This is a genomic window from Fructobacillus fructosus KCTC 3544 (assembly GCF_001438695.1).
Lineage (GTDB): Bacteria > Bacillota > Bacilli > Lactobacillales > Lactobacillaceae > Fructobacillus > Fructobacillus fructosus.
Map to the genome: position 1 here is coordinate 35,168 of NZ_JQBH01000002.1, position 16,627 is coordinate 51,794.

Sequence of the window (16,627 nt, forward strand, 5' to 3'; positions counted from 1 at the left end):
CTCCTTAGTGCTTAAAGGCAGCTTGAATCGTTGCCTTAATTTGATCCGTCGTAATGACTTGGCGGTGCCGAATTGGCCGTTCATAAAGGTTCGCCATCTGAACGGGAATCGTGGTCTTCGTTGCTTCCGATAGAGCCACCAAACCGGCTTGGCCCGCTACCGCTTCTTTACCCAAAGCAGTTAATACCGTCTGGGCAAACTTATAAGGGCTTGCCGTTGACGCCAGCAACGTGTGTCGACTACCCTCGCTGTACAAGGCCTTCGCAACGGCCGTGTGGGGATCAATGAGGTAATGATCTTTTCCATAGGTTTCTTGTATTGTTTGCAAAACCGTTTCTTGACTAGTCCAACCCGCTGAAAAGTCTTGCAGAGCAGTGCGACTTTCGGCTGGTAAGTAATACTGGCCCTTTTCTTGTAGATCCGTCATTAATTGGCGAACAACGTCGCTATTGCGATCTGTGGCAAAATACAGCAGGCGCTCGAGGTTGGAAGAAACCAAAATATCCATGGCCGGTGCGTTAGTCACCTTGAAATCCCGGCGCCGGTCATAAACCCCTTGATTGAAAAAGTCGGTCAGCACATTGTTTTCATTTGAAGCAACGGTAAAGTGGTGAACTGGTAAACCAACTTGACTAGCATAGTAAGCCGCCAGCATATTACCGAAGTTTCCCGTTGGGACAACAATATCAATCGCTTCCCCGGGTGCAATATCTCCCTTAGCAATCAGTTGCCCATAGCCGGCAAAATAGTAAACAATCTGAGGAATGAGTCGCCCGATATTGATGGAATTGGCCGATGACAATTGAATTTGTTCTTTCTCGAGAAAGTCGTGAAAGCCAGCGTCTGACAATAGTTCTTTGACCGCCCGTTGTGCCTGGTCAAAATTACCTTCCAATCCATAAACATAGGTGTTTTTACCAGGCTCGGACTGCATTTGCTGCCGTTGGATGTCGGATATGCCCTTCTTAGGATACAAAACAGCAATTTTTGTCTTAGGAACATCCGCGAATCCGGCCATGGCTGCCGTTCCTGTGTCACCGGACGTTGCCGTTAAGATGGCAATCTCTTTGTCTAATCCCTCTTTTTTAGCCGCTAATTTTACAAGCTGTGGCAAGGCCTGTAGCGCCACATCTTTAAAGGCCATGGTTGGTCCATGAAACAGCTCCAAATAGTGTAAGTGACCAAAATCAGCTAAGGGCACAATTTGATCGTTTTGCCATTGTGAGCCATAGGCCTTTCGAATGGCTTCGCGAAGGTCTTCTTCCGCAAAATCCGGTAAAAAGGCAGTGAACACCTTCACGGCGATTTCTTGGTAGGACAGACTTTTCAAGTCGGCCAGGGTCAAATCAAGGGTTGGCCAAGCGTCCGGTACGTACAAACCACCATCATCGGCCAAGCCCTTCAAAATTGCCTGAGCAGATGAAACGGCTGGGCTGTTCCCCCGCGTTGAAATATAAGAAATCATACATGCCTCTCAATCTATTTTGATTTCATTTTCTTATCATAATTTAGGTTATTTTATCATAATCGAACGTTTCATTCCATTACCTAGCATGGTAAGCTATGATAAATTAAAAAAACAAGTAAAGGATTAACTTATGACAATTCATGTTGGATTGATTGGCCTTGGCACGGTAGGACAAGGTTTGCTTACCCTACTCAATCGAAACAAAGATTACATCCAAAATAAGCTTGGTGAAGCCATTCAGGTTGACCAAATTTTAGTTCGAAATTTAGAAAAGAAACGTGACAACTTACCCAAAAACGTCTTGCTCACGGATTCCTTTAACGACTTTACTAAAAATTCGAACCTCGATATTATCATTGAAGTGGCCGGTGGCATTCATCCCGCTAAGGAGTGGCTGCAATGGGCACTGGAAAACGGCCGGTCCGTGGTCACGGCAAATAAAGATCTCATTGCCAGCCATGGGAGTGAACTGATTGCCCTTGCCAAGCAAGAAAAAGTCGGTCTGGCCTATGAAGCGGCTGTGGCTGGTGGTATTCCAATTATCGCCAATCTGACTGACTATTATGCCACCGACCAGATTCATTCGTTAGCTGGAATCGTCAACGGTACCACGAACTACATGCTTAGCCAAATGAGTCAAAAGGGCTGGGATTACGAGCAGGCCCTGACAAAAGCGCAAGAATTGGGCTTTGCTGAAGCCGACCCTAAAAACGACGTTGAGGGGATTGACGCCGCCTATAAGGCCATCATTCTGGCACGCCTCGTCTTTGGCCTTGATTTATCACTAGCAGACTTTCCCATTGAAGGAATCACCGCCGTTCACCCAACCGACCTAGCAACCGCCGAACAGCTAAACGGCAAAATCAAGCTCATTTTTGCCATTAACCAGACACAAAACGGCGTGAGTGTTTCGGTTCGCCCCCATTTCTTACATCAAGATAATTTGCTGGCCTCAGTGGAAAACGAAAATAACGCTATCTTAATTAATAGCCAAAGTCTGAACAACAGTCTGCTCTTTGGCCCCGGTGCAGGCGCACTACCAACTGCCCAAGCCGTACTAGCCGACTTATTGACCACTGCCGAAAGGCGCTTCTATCCGGCACTGCCCCGTCAGGGTGAATGGCAGTTCCAACATGAAACAACCCAAAGTCACTTATTCCTATTGACTACCGAACAAGGCGAAGCCCTTTTCAATCAGTTACTAATCAACCAAGCCCTCATTGACCATACCGTTTGGGTACCGGAGCAAAAGCAACTGGCCATCTTCACGAAGGCCATTAGCCAACAGGACTTTGAAGCGGTTCGTGACCAACTCCAATCAACAAATACTGGCGTAAAGGAGTATCCAATTTACAAATGATTACCATAAAAGTCCCGGCGACATCCGCCAACCTCGGTCCAGGTTTCGATACACTCGGGCTAGCTCTTGACTCCTATTTGGAACTCACAATTGAACAAAAAAGCCCAAACTGGTTCATCAAACACGCCTTTGGTCCACATATTCCAACAGACGAGCAAAACCTAATTGTTTCTTCAGCTCTGTCGATAGACGCTAACCTCCCCGCCCATACCTTACAGGTTCATTCGCCCATTCCCCTTGCCAGAGGCTTGGGCTCCTCTTCATCAGCCATCGTGGCTGGTATTGTCTTGGCCCATGTGTTAAGAAACGAAACCGTGAGTCGACAGCAGGTTTTTCAAGAAGCAGCGGCCATCGAAGGCCATCCCGATAACGTGGCGCCCGCTGTTTTTGGTGGCTTACAACTTTCTTCAGTCACCGAAGAGGGGCGCTTTTCAAGCACGACCCTTCCTTTCCCCGAAGAATTAATTGGATTGGCACTCATCCCCAACTATGCCGTTTCGACTAAAAAAGCACGGGCCATCTTACCAAAAAAACTCCGCTACAAGCAGGTGGTCCAACAGGGAAATGCTCTGGCTCGCTTGATTGCAGCCTGTTATACCACCGATGCTGGAGCGCTTCGCCAACTGGTCGAAGAAGATCAAATCCATGAACAGTACCGAGCACGACTTTGTCCTGCCCTTCCGAAAGTGCGCGAATTGGAAGCCAGCATGGGGATTCACGGCTCCTATCTTTCGGGAGCTGGTCCAACCATCATGACCTTGGCTACGGCAGACGAAATAAAGCGACTACAAGCACCATTGGCTGAGCTCCAAAAAGACGCAATCGTTCAAAAGATGCCGATTAGTCAGCAAGGTTATCAAATCATTCAACAGTGAAAGGCAGTGAATTGAATATGAAAGTCATTAAGTTTGGTGGTTCATCATTGGCCAACGGACAACAATTTGAGCGTGTCGTGAACATTATTCGAGAAGATTCCCAAAGGCAGGTTGTCGTAACCTCCGCTCCTGGGAAATCCGCCACCGAATCAGTCAAAGTCACGGACATGCTGTTACAATACGCCGAATCTTGTATTAGTGGCCATCCTGATGAGCAGCTACTCAAAGCGATTAAGGTGCGTTACCGCCAAATTGCTGACAACTTTGACGTCAGCGAAGTAGATTTAGCGACGATTACCGACCAGTTAGATGCCCTGAACCAGGCACACTACCCTAGTTATCGACAACTACGCGAATACTTTGCTGCCCATGGTGAACTGCTCAACGCCCAGCTGTTAGCACTGATTCTTCAATCACAGGGCGTGCCGGCACGCTTCGTCTTACCCACCCAGATTCGTTTCGAGTCTAAAAAGAATGATGAAGCCGTCTTTGATGAAGAAAAGAGTTTGGATCGTTTAGCTACCTTTCCTGTGGAAAAAGACGTGGTCTATGTCTTTCCTGGTTTCTTTGGTTTCGACCAGCACAATCGCATTCGAACTTTTTCACGCGGTGGTTCGGACATCACGGGCGCCATCCTCGCGGAGGGTTTGCAGGCTAGTCTATACGAAAACTTCACCGATGTTTCAGCCATTGCGACGGTTGACCCAAACGTTATTGCCAACCCAGAGCCGATTCAGGCCATGTCTTATTCCGAAATGCGGGAACTTTCCTACGCCGGTTTTAACGTCTTTCACGACGAAGCGATTATCCCAGCCATTCACGGGCAGGTACCGATTTGCGTCAAAAACACCAACGATCCAGATGCCTTGGGTACTTGGATTGGTCCGGCTAGTCAACTCAAGGATTCTCGTAACATCACCGGAATTGCCTGCACCAAGCACTTCGCTGCCCTCTACTTGCATCGTTACTTGCTAAACCGTGATAGCCAGTTTACCCGCCGACTTCTTGCACTCATGGCTGACTACAAGATTTCTTATGAGCACATGCCCAGTGGAATTGATGATTTAACGGTTATTTTCAACCGCGAAAACCTCAGCGAAAAACAGCTCCAAGAATTTGTACAGGCTGTTCGGCAGGAACTAGCTCCCGACATCATCCGTTTGCACGACCAACTCGCCATCATTATGGTCGTTGGTCAGGGAATGAAAAACCGGTCCGGTGCTCTTGAACAAATCATTGCCCCACTGGCAAAAGAAAAAATTTCCTTACAAATGGTCAACCAGGGTGCTTCCGAAATTGCCATTATGCTAGCCGTCGACGAAGAGGATGCAAAGCGGGCCATTAAGGCCATTTACGACTCGGAGTTTGCTTAAATTTTAATTTCTGATTACTAAAACAGCCGATACGCCATTAACAACGTATCGACTGTTTTTTCTATTCGGTTCATCATTGAAAAATGTTTTCACCAAATTATCTATTGCTTCGGCACAACCCAATACTTCGTATCGTTATGTTTTTGAACAAACTCTGCAAAGTCTTTTGATTGGTAAGCCTTTTTAACCGCTTTCGCCCATGCCTTATTTTTATCCTTCTGGTTGACTGTTGCCACGAGGTAGTAAGCATCCGCCAACTTCTCTTGATAAAGAATGTCAGAAGATGGCACCTTAGCCGGATAGGAATCCGAACCAGGCAAGACCACGTAGGCAAATTCGTTTCGAACACGTGGAATTGTGTATGATTCCATTTCCTTAAACTTCAATCCATTTGGATTTTCAGCAATATCCTTTTGAGTTAACTTGATTTCGTTGACACCTGACTTTAACTTAATTAAGCCAGCCTGGGCAAGCAATCGGTAAGCACGTGACATGTTGGATGGATCGTTTGGAATGGCGATGGTATCGCCTGCTGCTACATCGTTCAAGTTATGTTTTTCCCCAGTATAAAGTCCCATTGGTACTGTCGGGATCTTGACAATGCCTGTTAAATGACCATGCTTCTCTTTATTAAAATTATCGAGGTAGGCTGTGTGTTGGTCAACATTTAAATCGGCTTCGCCATTATTTAAAGCAATGTCGGCGTTCAATAGCACGCTAAAATTCTTTGAACGAACTTGATACCCCTCTTTTTCAAGGATTGGTTTCACCCCATCCAAAAACATTTCACTATAGGGACAAGGTGAAGTGGCAACGGTAATGATTTTATCCGCATTTTTGTCATGCTTAGGTGCAAAAGAAAAGTAGGCCACGCCAACGACTACGAATGCAGCTAGGGTACTAAAAATTATTTTTTTCTTACTCATCTCTCCCCCTAATTCTGTGCAACTTGAAAGGACTGTTCCAAGTCGGCAATCAAGTCCTCAGGGTCTTCCAAGCCAACGGACAGCCGGACCAAATTCGGCTTAATACCGGCTTTTTCCCGTTCTTCAACGGGTAGTTCGAGGTGGGTCATGAAGTATGGCAGCTCAATCAGACTTTCAACCGATCCAAGGCTGACGGCCAGCCAGATTAACTTTGTATTGTTCACCAACTTCTTAGCGTCAACGCCTTCCTTCACTTCAAAGGAAATGACACCCCCAAAACCACGTAGTTCCGTCTTGGCAATCTGGTCTGATTCATCCCCAGCTTGACCAGGATAATAAAGGTTATCAATGACATCCGTTCTTGTTTCCAAATAGTCCAATACCTGACGTGCGTTTGCCAAATGACGGTCCAAACGCACTGACAACGTCTTGATACCACGAATAACAAGGGCCGAGTCTTGCGGTGACAGAATCCCTCCAATGGCGTTTTGGGCAAAGTAAAGTTGATCACCGAAATCTTGATCATTTGTCACAACTAAGCCAGCAATCACGTCGGAGTGGCCAGCCAAATACTTAGTAGCCGAGTGAATGACCACGTCGGCGCCCAGTTGCAGTGGCTGCTGCAAGTATGGGGTCAAGAAGGTATTATCCACGATGACTTTGGCAGAACGGTCGTGGGCAATGTTGGCAATTTGGCGGATACTCGTGACTTTCAGGAAGGGATTGTCAATCGGCTCAAAGTAAATCGCCTTGGTGTTTTCTTGGAAAGCATCCGCCACTTCTGCCAGATTTTGCGTATCGACGGCCGTAAAGTCGATGTTCAACTGCGTCAAGTAGTCATAAATTAAACGAAACGTACCGCCATAAATGTGCTTAGCCACAATGATGTGGTCGCCAGGCCGAAAAGCTGAAAAAGTCGCGTGAATGGCGGCGCTTCCAGAGGCAAAGGCAAAACCCCGGCTAGCCCCTTCGAGAGCGGCAATTTGGTTTTCCAAATATTCTCGTGTGGGATTAAGAGACCGTGAGTAATCATACTTATTCACCGCATCAATATCTTTAAATGCAAAAGTCGATGAATGATAGATGGGGACGTTCACCGCACCCGTATTGTTATCCGTTAACTTATTCAGACCCTTACCAAAAATGAGTTTCGTGTTAAATCCTGTCATGTTTATCTTTCCTCTCTAATTAAAAAAGTCCCGTAGTCAAAAGACTACGGGACGACTAAATCGTGTTACCACCCTGATTCTAATTAGCATCACTACTAATCACTCGATGGGTACGTCAAAAAGAGATACCCTAACGCGATAACGGGCGCACCCGGTACAAGCTAGCATTCACGCTCACCTATACAAAACTCGAGGACCATTTTTCAAAGGTTTTCGTTCATCAACTCACACCAACGTTGATTCTCTGGGCAACAGCCACCTTTTACTTTTCCTGTCGCGGTTTGTTGAAGACAGTCTATCAAGACTTTTTTTGTTTTGTCAAGTTAAAAATTAAAATAAAATGATAGTTGACAATTTTTAATTTCACGTATAAACTAACTCACAATTTCATAAAATGAACTTTTTTAGAGAAGATTTCTTCGGAACATTAAGGTTAAAGTGAACGTCGTAAAGTGAGAAGGCGCCCTTATACTGAAGAATGGATGGGCTCAATTATTAAAGGCAGACTGTGCAAGCAGCTGTCCGGTAGGAACCGTTATTTTCCCTGACATGTTTGTGTTGTAGAGGCTCGCACTGCAAAGTGCCAGCGAAATTGGGTGGTACCACGAAAGCATTCGTCCCATGGTTTAAAAATCATGGAATGACTGCTTTTTTTATTTGTACGTAAGGAGAAAAAAATGGGACGAATCAACATTTTAAATGGCTATAACAAGAACGCGGATGAACGGGAAAAACAGGCAATTGACCTCGTTATTGTCAATTTAATGCCCACTCGGGCAGAAACCGAACACCAATTTATTTCGGTTTTGAAGTTAACCCCTTACAACTTTAACCTGACTTTTGCTGGGATGGCCACTCACCGTTATCGTCATTTTGAACGAGACATTCGGGCAATTTACACAACTTTGGATCAAATTCGTGACCAAAAGTTCGATGCCCTGATTATAACTGGTGCGCCCCTCGACCAAATCCCTTTTTCAGAAGTCGATTACTGGGCTGAGTTTCAAGATTGGGTGAATTGGCGGAAAGAACATGTCCAAACGTCCCTCTTTACCTGTTGGGCCGCTTGGGCAGCGGGCGAAATCGACCGGCTTTTTAAGGGACAAGCGCTTTCACATAAAATCTGCGGTATCTACCAAAGCAATGGCTACACCATTCCCCATTCCCGTTATTTTACAATTGACCAAGATAGTATCACCCATTCCGCAACGGTACTAGCTGGCACAAAACAATTGGGTGCGACAATCGTTAAAGAAGAACAGAGTGCCAGTTATTACGTGACTGGACACTTGGAATACAGCACCCAAACCCTGGCCAATGAATTTGCGCGGGACCAACAACAGCAAAAGAAGGTCAAAGCGCCAGAAAATTATTTCTTGTTACAAGGGGCACCAAAAAATACCTGGCAGCGCTCAACCAGACGCTTCTTTCGTGAATGGCTAGCTCCTTTTCAAGAACGAAAATTAAAATAAATTAATTTTTTTGTTGACAAAGGGATGTTATACCGGTATATTTTTGGTAAATTATGAAACGTTGATGAGATAAGTAAAGTTCAGCGGCAAGTAAAGAGAGCCAACGTTTGGTGAAAGTTGGTCTTGTCAAGGACTTGAAAATGGTCTTGGAGTTGTGTAATCGGGTGAGTTTTGACATGAGCCTGATTCGGGTGCGCCCGTTATCGCGTTAGGGTATCTCACTTTTGACGTACCTATCAAGTAGTTAGTAGTGATGCTAACTAGAACCTGGGTGGTAACACGATTCCGTCGTCCCGTAGTCTTTTGACTACGGGACTTTTTTATTGCAAGTAGTTAGCAGAAAAACTGAAGAAAACCTGAGGAGGTTAGGAAATGGCTACAACAATTATTGGATTCCCCCGCATTGGAGAAAATCGCGAATTGAAGCGTGCGCTCGAAAAGTATTGGAAACAAGAAATCAATCAAGCTGAATTGAAACAAGTAGCGCAGGAATTAAAAGAAAAAAACTGGCATAAGCAAGCGGAGGCCGGCTTATCATACGTTGCCGCTGGGGATTTTTCTTTCTTCGACAACCTGCTCGATTTAGCTAACTTACTAAATATCGTGCCCAAGCGCTACCAAAAATTGGGACTTGATGCATTGGACACCTACTTCGCCCAGGCACGTGGGTACCAATCGAAGCAAGCATCGGTGAAGGCTTTACCCTTAAAGAAGTGGTTCAATACCAACTATCATTACTTAGTTCCTGAATTTGACGACCAAACGATCATCAAAATTCAAGACAGTTTCTTCTTCGAAGACGTCGAACAGGCTCTTGTCCAACACAATCAGGTGAAAGCTTCACTAATCGGACCATTCACGCTATTAAAGCTTGCTAATTTTACAGGTCAGAAACAGGCAAACGATTTCGTACCAGCAATCATTCAGGCTTATCAAGACATCTTCAAACGACTCAGCCAAACGAAATTGGCCTGGTTACAGATTGATGAACCGGCATTAGTCTTTGATTTAACAAAAGAAGATCGCCAGTTGTTTAATAAGCTTTACCAGGAATTATTATCCGAAAAGCACTCGTTCAAAGTCAATTTACAAACTTACTTTGGGGACGTCCGGGACGTCTATACGGATTTGTTAGCCTTGGACTTTGACGGTATTGGCTTAGATTTCGTCGAAGGAAAGGAAAGCTTGGCGCTTGTTCAAGAACACGGTTTCCCTGCGAACAAAACACTCTTTGCCGGTGTCTTGAACGGAAAAAACATTTGGCGCAATCACTATAGCAAAACCGTTAGCTTACTAAAAGAGCTACCAGTACGCAATAACTTGGTCATCTCCACTTCCTCTTCTTTACTCCATGTTCCCTACAACGTTGAAAACGAAAGTGAGTTGTCAGAAGACATTCAAGGCCACCTTTCCTTTGCCTACCAAAAACTAACTGAATTACACGATTTGGAAGGCATTTTCTTCCGTGGTGAAACGGAGGCACAATTCAAAAATGATCAGTTGTTTGAAAACATTAAGCACCCCACTAACCAAAACGTTACAACCCGTCTGCAACAATTAACGGAGGCCGACTTTATTCGCCAACCAGAACGTGCAAAACGCGAAGTAATTCAAAAGAAACGTTTTAACTTACCTGAGTTACCAACCACAACGATTGGTTCTTTCCCGCAAACACAAGATGTGCGGACAAACCGTTCTCGGTTCCGTAAGGGCGAAATTAGCCAAGCTGAATACCAGACTTTCATTGATGAAAAAATCAAACGCATCATTAACTGGCAAGAAGAAGCTGGCTTTGATGTCTTAGTGCATGGTGAATACGAGCGAAATGACATGGTCGAGTATTTCGGCGAAAACCTCGATGGTTTTGTCTTCACGAAGAAGGCTTGGGTACAGTCATACGGTAGCCGTGCCGTTAAGCCACCAATTATTTGGGGAGACGTTAGTCGGAAAAAAGCCATCACAGTCGCTACTTCTGTTTACGCACAATCCCTGACGAATAAGCCTGTGAAGGGAATGTTGACTGGACCAGTTACCATCTTCAACTGGTCTTTCCCTCGCGAGGATATTTCTGCCAAAGAATCGGTTACCCAGATTGCGTTGGCCATTCAAGACGAAGTCTTAGACCTGGAAAAAAACGGCATTGCCATCATTCAGATTGATGAAGCCGCCCTTCGCGAAAAGCTACCGTTACGCAAGACGGATTGGTACAGCCAATACCTCGACTGGGCCATCCCCGCCTTTAAGTTGGTCCACAGTAAGGTCCAGGAAAGCACACAAATTCACACGCACATGTGCTACAGCGAATTTAACGATATCATTCAAGCCATTGATGCCCTCGATGCCGACGTCATTTCTTTTGAAGCATCGCGATCTGATTTGTCCATTATTGATGAGCTTAAGAAGCATCATTTTGAGACAGAAGTTGGACCAGGTGTCTATGATATTCACTCTCCCCGTATCCCAAGTGCCGAAGAAATTCATGGTATTATCCAAAATATTCTCGCCAAGTTACCAGTTGCTAAAGTCTGGATCAATCCGGACTGTGGTTTGAAGACCCGTGCCGAGGCAGACGTCTTTACAAGTCTCGAAAACTTAATTACAGCAACACGGGAAACACGGGCAGCTCTCAGAAAGGATTAGCAATGGATGTGTCCGAACTTTTTAAGAACAAGACGGTCTTTTCAATCGAAATTTTCCCACCAAAAACAGCTTTGGGACGAGAAAAATTAATGACTTCTCTGTTAGAAATTAGAGATATTCAACCTGATTTCATTTCAATCACGCAATCAGCGGCCGCCTGTTTTAACGAGCAACGAACGTTAGCCATAGCCCAAGCAATCCAGCAAAAGCTTGGTATTGCGACCATTGCTCACGTCCCCTGCCTTTACCGAACGAAAGAAGAGGTCAAAGACTACTTAACGGACCTAGAGGCAGCCGGTGTGCAGAATATTCTGGCGCTGCGTGGGGATGCAGGTAATCAGCAAATTTGTCCAAGAGACTTTACCTATGCCAGTGATCTCATTAACTTCATTAACAGGAACGGACACTTTGATATTTCTGCCGCTGCCTACCCGCAAAAGCACCCCGAATCGAGTGACGTTGTGTCCGATACACTGCATCTAAAGGAAAAAGTGCAGGCAGGAGCCAAGCACTTAATCACCCAAATGGTCTTTGATAACCAAGACTACTGGGAATTTAAGGAGCGACTGGCCCTTGCCGACATTCATGTCCCTGTTGAAGTGGGCATATTGCCCTGCACCAACTCCAGGCAAATCAAACGAATTACCAAAATGTCTGGCATTAAACTCCCCAAAAAATTCCTGGCCATCACCGAGCGTTACGCAGACGATCCCGTCGCCATGCGTGATGCGGGCCTCGCCTATGCAATCGACCAAATTGTTGACTTGATTGCCAATGGCGTTGACGGAATTCACCTCTATACCATGAACAACATGGAAAATACTCGACACATTTGGAATGCCATCAAAAACCTACTTCCCGACCAAACGGTTAGTCAAAGCCAATGTACTTTTGTTGAAAAAGAACGTGTTCGTGGCTAGGGTCAGCATTCCTCGTCTAGTTGTCATTTGAAAAATAATAGGAGGTCCTATCTCCATTACGATCACAATCATCATCGTCAGTGCGGCCATTCTCATTTTATTTGGGTTAGCCGCTTTACAAAAGAAAGGCGTCAGCTTTAACCGAATCGTACTACTTGGTTTGGCGTTAGGAATCACCTTTGGCATCGTGACTCAAATCATTTGGGGAACCAAAAATCAAAGTGTCTTGCAAGCCGTCGATTGGATTAACATTGTTGGCAACGGCTACCTTGCCCTCCTGCAAGTACTGGTTGCTCCGCTGATTTTGATATCGATTATTGCTGCTTTTACAAAACTCAACACAAATAAAAATTTCTTGAAGATCACACTAAACGTACTATTAGTTTTGTTAGGAACTACGGCCATTGCTGCCCTAATCGGCATCCTTTCGGTCAGTCTCTTCCATTTGAAAGGTACGTCGTTTATCAATCACGCGGCAAACTCTGACACACTCGCCGTCCTTAACCAAAAGCAATCGACTTTAACTGAGCAAACGGTGCCACAAAAAATCGTTTCCTTCCTTCCAAAAAACATTTTTGCAGATCTGTCAGCAAGCCGAGTAACCAGTACCATCGCCATTGTTATTTTTTCCTTTTTCGTTGGCCTTGCCTACCTTCAGTTACGAAAGGAAAACACAAAGTTAGCGAATTCCTTTGCCTATGGCATTGACGTGATTGACGGAATTATAACCAAATTGGTACGCATCATTATTTCGTTAACACCATACGGTATCTTTTCGTTGATGACCAAAACAGTTGCAATTAGTAGCCTGAAAACCATTACTAGCCTTGGTATTTTCATCATTACTGTTTACTTCGCCCTAGTCCTTGTGTTGGTTGTGCATACCGTGCTCCTCATCTTGAACCACATTAACCCAATCATTTACTATCAGAAAGTCTGGCCAGCACTAATTTTTGCCTTCACCTCACGTAGTTCGGCCGGTGTCCTTCCATTAAACATCGATATTCAAAAGAATCAACTCGGTGTGAATCCCGGTATTGCCGACTTTTCAGCCAGTTTCGGCTTGTCAATCGGCCAAAACGGTTGTGCCGGTGTTTATCCAGCTATTCTGGCCGCCATTTCCGCAACCCTCTCCGGAACGAACATCCTCTCCCTACAATTTGTGATAACGCTGGTCGCTGTTGTAACCGTTGCTTCCTTTGGAGTTGCCGGTTCAGGGGGTGGCGCTACCTTCGCCAGTCTGATTGTCTTAGGAACACTAAATCTTCCACTCAGCATCATGGCATTGGTCATTGCTGTTGATCCAATTGTCGACATGGGTCGGACATTAGTGAACGTAAACGATAGTATCATCGCTGGTTTATTAACCGCCAAACACAATCACTTACTTGATACAAAAGTATTAGCGGAGAGCCAATCCAAATCACCACTTATCATCGATTAATGTCACCGAAAAAGTCACCATCGTGGTGACTTTTTTATTATCACAAAAACTCTTTTTCGCCCCTTCTAAAAAACAGTCGACAAAGTCGTCTTGAATATGCTATCTTATTGGAGTAGCAAAGCTACAAAATAAAAATTGTCCACTGGGGTGCCAATACGGCTGAGATGATACCCATTGAACCTGATTCTAGTTAATACTAGCGTAGGAACGTGGTCACTTGATCTTTTTTTAATGGATTCAGTGTCAGCACTTTCTGCCAAGCGTGGAAAGTGCTTTTTTTGCGGCTACCCGTTGGACAGACGGAGGAAACATGAAATTTTCAGAACAACTACAGGCACAGGCTAAGCCGATTATGGACGCCATCAACAAGCATCCATTCGTCGAAGGATTGGCTAAGGGCGACCTTCCAAAGGAAGCGTTGATTAGCTATGTCCAACAGGACTACCTCTTCTTGAAGAAGTTGCGTGAAGTTTGGGCCTCGGCCATTCGAATGAGCAAAAATGACGAACAAGTTCGCTTTTTCTGGGGAATTATCGAAGTCATTTTGGATGCCGAGTGCGATGCCTACGATGCGTTCTGTGAACAAGCAGGCGTCAAGATGGAAGACATGAAAAACGCCATTCCCTCTCCAAAAGCCTATCTGTATGAAGCACACTTGGACCAGGCCGTTCTTTCAGGAAACATGTTCTACTTACTGGCTGCCTTTGCGCCAACGCCATGGACCTATCTTGAGTTTACGAGGCACATTTTAGATTCGGATGCCGACATGACCAACAATCCATTCAAGCCGGTCTTGGACTTTTACCTGAACGAGGAAAACTATGCTGGTCCGACGTTCAAGTTTATCGATGAAATGGCTGAAACGGCAACTAAGGAAGAATTAGCCGAAGCCAGCCAATTCTTTTTGAAGACTTGCGAATTAGAGTGGCAATTCTGGGAACAGGCCTATTACCAACAAGACTGGCACTTCAAAGAAGTGTTAGAAGCTAGTCGTCTTGAAATGACTAAATAACGCGTAACGAATTCAGTAAAAAAGAGCAGAAACATTGATATGTTTCTGCTCTTTTTGCCTACTTAATTAAATACTGGACTGCCTGATCATGCTGGTCAACCGGCCAAGTCAAGCCGCTTTGTTCCTCAAGAACTAAGCCAACAGAAGCCCCCTCGTACTCAAATAGGAAGCGATCATAATAACCACCACCGAAGCCTAGACGATGGTGGCTAACAAAGTCAAAGGCCAGTGCCGGTACAATGACTAAATCCAGACTGTCTTTAGCAATGGTCACTTCACTAGTCGGTTCCCATAAGCCAAGCTTTCCTGATTGAACCAATGGCGTTTTTTCTGTCACTAAACGAAATGACAGGGCACGGTTCGCCTCGACTTTGGCCAGGTAGACAAACTTTCCCTCTTGCCAGGCCCTCTGAATAATTGGTTCTGTTGCGACTTCAAAAGCCATGGCATGCGTCAAAGCGACGTGGTTGGCCTGCTGCCAGAACGAACTGGCGAAGAGTTTTTGGTGCAGTTGCTTTTCTTCTGCCGCCTTTTTGTCAGGATGATCAGCTACCAGTTTTTTTAAACGGTTTTGCTGATGTTGCCTTGCTAACCCTTTTGATTCAAACATTTTAATCAGTTCACTTATGGCATACCATGCATCATGGCGAGCTTTTCAGCATCTTGCTTAATTTCCTTCAACACCTTTGGGTCTTCAGGGTTTTCCAGAGCACCAACAATTAAACGAGCGACCTTTCGAGCCGCTGCCTCATCAAAGCCACGTGTCGTAATGGCCGCAGTTCCGATTCGAATGCCAGAAGTCACGAATGGCGACCGTTGTTCGTTTGGCAAAGCTTCCTTATTCGTTGTAATGGCGACCGAATCAAGTAACTCTTGCGCTTCCTTACCCGTCAGACCCGTCGCTGTCAAATCCAGGTTAAAGAGGTGGTTATCAGTGCCACCCGCAACCACTCGGATTGTTGGGGCTTCGTGAAAGACTTCAACCATTGCCTGAGCGTTTTTAATGACCTGTTCTGCGTAGGTCTTAAAAGCCGGCTGCATGGCCTCACCAAAAGCAACGGCTTTGGCTGCAATCACGTGCTCCAAAGGTCCACCCTGAGAACCAGGGAAAATGGCGGAATTTAACTTCTTGGCATACTTTTCCTGCGACAAGATGACCCCACCTCGTGGGCCACGAAGGGTCTTGTGTGTCGTGGATGTCACCACGTCCGCAATGCCCACTGGATTTTGGTGCAATCCCGCAGCAACCAAACCAGCAATGTGCGCCATATCAACCATCAAGTAGGCACCGACTTCATCTGCAATTTCTCGGAACTTTCTAAAATCGATGGCACGTGAATAAGCTGAAGCACCCGCTACAATCATTTTAGGTTGGACAGCCTTGGCCTTAGCCAAAATCGCTTCATAGTCTAATAACTCAGTTTCAGAATCCAAACCGTACGTTTCTGAATGATAGATTTTACCCGAAAAGGAAACCTTTGCACCGTGCGTCAAATGTCCCCCAGCGTCCAAATCCATTCCAAGAATGGTATCACCCGGGTTCAAAAAGGCCATGTAAGCTGCCGCATTGGCTTGTGAGCCAGAATGTGGCTGTACGTTCGCGTATTCAGCACCGAAAAGCGCCTTCAAACGGTCGATGGCTGCCTGTTCAATCACATCGACGTATTCCGTTCCCCCGTAGTAGCGCTTGTAGGGATACCCCTCCGCATACTTGTTGGTTAACACAGAGCCTTGTGCTGCTCGTACAGCTGGTGAGGCAAAGTTTTCAGAAGCAATCAATTCAATCGTTCGATTCTGGCGTGCTGCTTCCTGTTCAATTCCCGAAAAAATCAAGGGATCTTGTTCCATAAATGTCATTTACTTTTCTCCTACGTGAATGTGGTCCGGACAAAATGACTGAACACGATTGTTCAATCCTTTAAAAACATATGTTTAGTATACGATATTTATCCATTTACCTGGGTCTTT

13 protein-coding genes, 1 riboswitch and 1 other annotated feature are annotated in these 16,627 nt (G+C 45.3%); of the genes, 8 read left to right on the forward strand and 5 right to left on the reverse strand.

All coding sequences use genetic code 11. The features are described 5' to 3' along the window. Positions 1-4: 4 nt before the first annotated feature. Complete coding sequence (gene thrC / locus IV71_RS01245) at positions 5-1,465, reverse strand: threonine synthase (RefSeq protein WP_010691694.1); 1,461 nt, start codon at positions 1,463-1,465, stop codon at positions 5-7. A gap of 133 nt (positions 1,466-1,598) precedes the next feature. On the opposite strand from thrC, the gene IV71_RS01250 reads away from it, so the two are divergent. Genes IV71_RS01250 through IV71_RS01260 form a run of 3 tightly spaced genes read left to right on the forward strand, consistent with a single transcriptional unit; the run spans position 1,599 to position 5,076 of the window. Then, positions 1,599-2,828, forward strand: coding sequence for a homoserine dehydrogenase (locus IV71_RS01250; protein ID WP_010691696.1), 1,230 nt, complete (start codon positions 1,599-1,601; stop codon positions 2,826-2,828). Then, positions 2,825-3,703 carry a homoserine kinase gene (thrB, locus tag IV71_RS01255; RefSeq protein ID WP_010691698.1) on the forward strand — a complete coding sequence of 293 codons (879 nt, stop codon included), beginning with the start codon at positions 2,825-2,827 and terminating at the stop codon, positions 3,701-3,703. Before IV71_RS01250 ends, thrB begins: the two co-directional genes overlap by 4 nt. A 17-nt stretch (positions 3,704-3,720) precedes the next feature. Further along, the gene (locus IV71_RS01260; RefSeq protein WP_010691699.1) at positions 3,721-5,076 is read left to right on the forward strand and encodes an aspartate kinase; all 1,356 of its coding nucleotides are present in this window, start codon (positions 3,721-3,723) and stop codon (positions 5,074-5,076) included. Positions 5,077-5,177: 101 nt separating this feature from the next. Here IV71_RS01260 and IV71_RS01265 read toward each other — a convergent pair whose 3' ends face one another. Together IV71_RS01265 and IV71_RS01270 are read right to left on the reverse strand one after the other, a co-directional pair. Next, a complete protein-coding gene (locus tag IV71_RS01265) occupies positions 5,178-6,002 on the reverse strand; it encodes a MetQ/NlpA family ABC transporter substrate-binding protein (protein WP_010691700.1) in 825 nt (274 codons plus the stop codon). An 8-nt stretch (positions 6,003-6,010) separates the two neighbouring features. Next, positions 6,011-7,171, reverse strand: a complete 1,161-nt coding sequence (locus IV71_RS01270) for a trans-sulfuration enzyme family protein (protein WP_010691701.1) — start codon at positions 7,169-7,171, stop codon at positions 6,011-6,013. 677 nt (positions 7,172-7,848) lie between these two features. Between IV71_RS01270 and IV71_RS01275 the strand changes: the two genes are divergently transcribed. The 5 genes from IV71_RS01275 (at position 7,849) to IV71_RS01295 (ending at position 14,659) form a co-directional block, all read left to right on the forward strand. Then, on the forward strand, positions 7,849-8,643 hold the full coding sequence (locus tag IV71_RS01275; protein WP_010691702.1) for a homoserine O-acetyltransferase/O-succinyltransferase family protein: 795 nt from the start codon (positions 7,849-7,851) through the stop codon (positions 8,641-8,643). 52 nt (positions 8,644-8,695) lie between these two features. Further along, positions 8,696-8,942: a binding site (T-box leader), on the forward strand. A gap of 73 nt (positions 8,943-9,015) precedes the next feature. Continuing rightward, a complete protein-coding gene (metE, locus tag IV71_RS01280; protein ID WP_010691703.1) occupies positions 9,016-11,283 on the forward strand; it encodes a 5-methyltetrahydropteroyltriglutamate--homocysteine S-methyltransferase in 2,268 nt (755 codons plus the stop codon). A 2-nt stretch (positions 11,284-11,285) separates the two neighbouring features. Further along, complete coding sequence (metF, locus tag IV71_RS01285; RefSeq protein ID WP_082139149.1) at positions 11,286-12,203, forward strand: methylenetetrahydrofolate reductase [NAD(P)H]; 918 nt, start codon at positions 11,286-11,288, stop codon at positions 12,201-12,203. Between the two features lie 49 nt (positions 12,204-12,252). Continuing rightward, positions 12,253-13,647: a cation:dicarboxylate symporter family transporter gene (locus tag IV71_RS01290; protein ID WP_056994992.1), complete on the forward strand. Its 1,395-nt coding sequence runs from the start codon at positions 12,253-12,255 to the stop codon at positions 13,645-13,647. 133 nt (positions 13,648-13,780) lie between these two features. Next, a riboswitch (TPP riboswitch) is annotated at positions 13,781-13,873 on the forward strand. Between the two features lie 84 nt (positions 13,874-13,957). Next, complete coding sequence (locus IV71_RS01295; protein ID WP_010691704.1) at positions 13,958-14,659, forward strand: TenA family protein; 702 nt, start codon at positions 13,958-13,960, stop codon at positions 14,657-14,659. A gap of 58 nt (positions 14,660-14,717) precedes the next feature. Here IV71_RS01295 and IV71_RS01300 read toward each other — a convergent pair whose 3' ends face one another. Then, positions 14,718-15,269, reverse strand: a complete 552-nt coding sequence (locus IV71_RS01300; protein WP_010691705.1) for a 5-formyltetrahydrofolate cyclo-ligase — start codon at positions 15,267-15,269, stop codon at positions 14,718-14,720. A gap of 14 nt (positions 15,270-15,283) precedes the next feature. Next, positions 15,284-16,516: a serine hydroxymethyltransferase gene (gene glyA / locus IV71_RS01305; RefSeq protein ID WP_010691711.1), complete on the reverse strand. Its 1,233-nt coding sequence runs from the start codon at positions 16,514-16,516 to the stop codon at positions 15,284-15,286. Between the last annotated feature and the right edge of the window lie 111 nt (positions 16,517-16,627).

Excerpts from the sequence above, each read along its gene's own strand:
- thrC (WP_010691694.1), bottom strand. The coding sequence starts at position 1,465 with ATGATTTCTTATATTTCAACGCGGGGGAACAGCCCAGCCGTTTCATCT.
- IV71_RS01250 (WP_010691696.1), top strand. The coding sequence starts at position 1,599 with ATGACAATTCATGTTGGATTGATTGGCCTTGGCACGGTAGGACAAGGT.
- thrB (WP_010691698.1), top strand. The coding sequence starts at position 2,825 with ATGATTACCATAAAAGTCCCGGCGACATCCGCCAACCTCGGTCCAGGT.
- IV71_RS01260 (WP_010691699.1), top strand. The coding sequence starts at position 3,721 with ATGAAAGTCATTAAGTTTGGTGGTTCATCATTGGCCAACGGACAACAA.
- IV71_RS01265 (WP_010691700.1), bottom strand. The coding sequence starts at position 6,002 with ATGAGTAAGAAAAAAATAATTTTTAGTACCCTAGCTGCATTCGTAGTC.
- IV71_RS01270 (WP_010691701.1), bottom strand. The coding sequence starts at position 7,171 with ATGACAGGATTTAACACGAAACTCATTTTTGGTAAGGGTCTGAATAAG.
- IV71_RS01275 (WP_010691702.1), top strand. The coding sequence starts at position 7,849 with ATGGGACGAATCAACATTTTAAATGGCTATAACAAGAACGCGGATGAA.
- metE (WP_010691703.1), top strand. The coding sequence starts at position 9,016 with ATGGCTACAACAATTATTGGATTCCCCCGCATTGGAGAAAATCGCGAA.
- metF (WP_082139149.1), top strand. The coding sequence starts at position 11,286 with ATGGATGTGTCCGAACTTTTTAAGAACAAGACGGTCTTTTCAATCGAA.
- IV71_RS01295 (WP_010691704.1), top strand. The coding sequence starts at position 13,958 with ATGAAATTTTCAGAACAACTACAGGCACAGGCTAAGCCGATTATGGAC.
- IV71_RS01300 (WP_010691705.1), bottom strand. The coding sequence starts at position 15,269 with ATGTTTGAATCAAAAGGGTTAGCAAGGCAACATCAGCAAAACCGTTTA.
- glyA (WP_010691711.1), bottom strand. The coding sequence starts at position 16,516 with ATGACATTTATGGAACAAGATCCCTTGATTTTTTCGGGAATTGAACAG.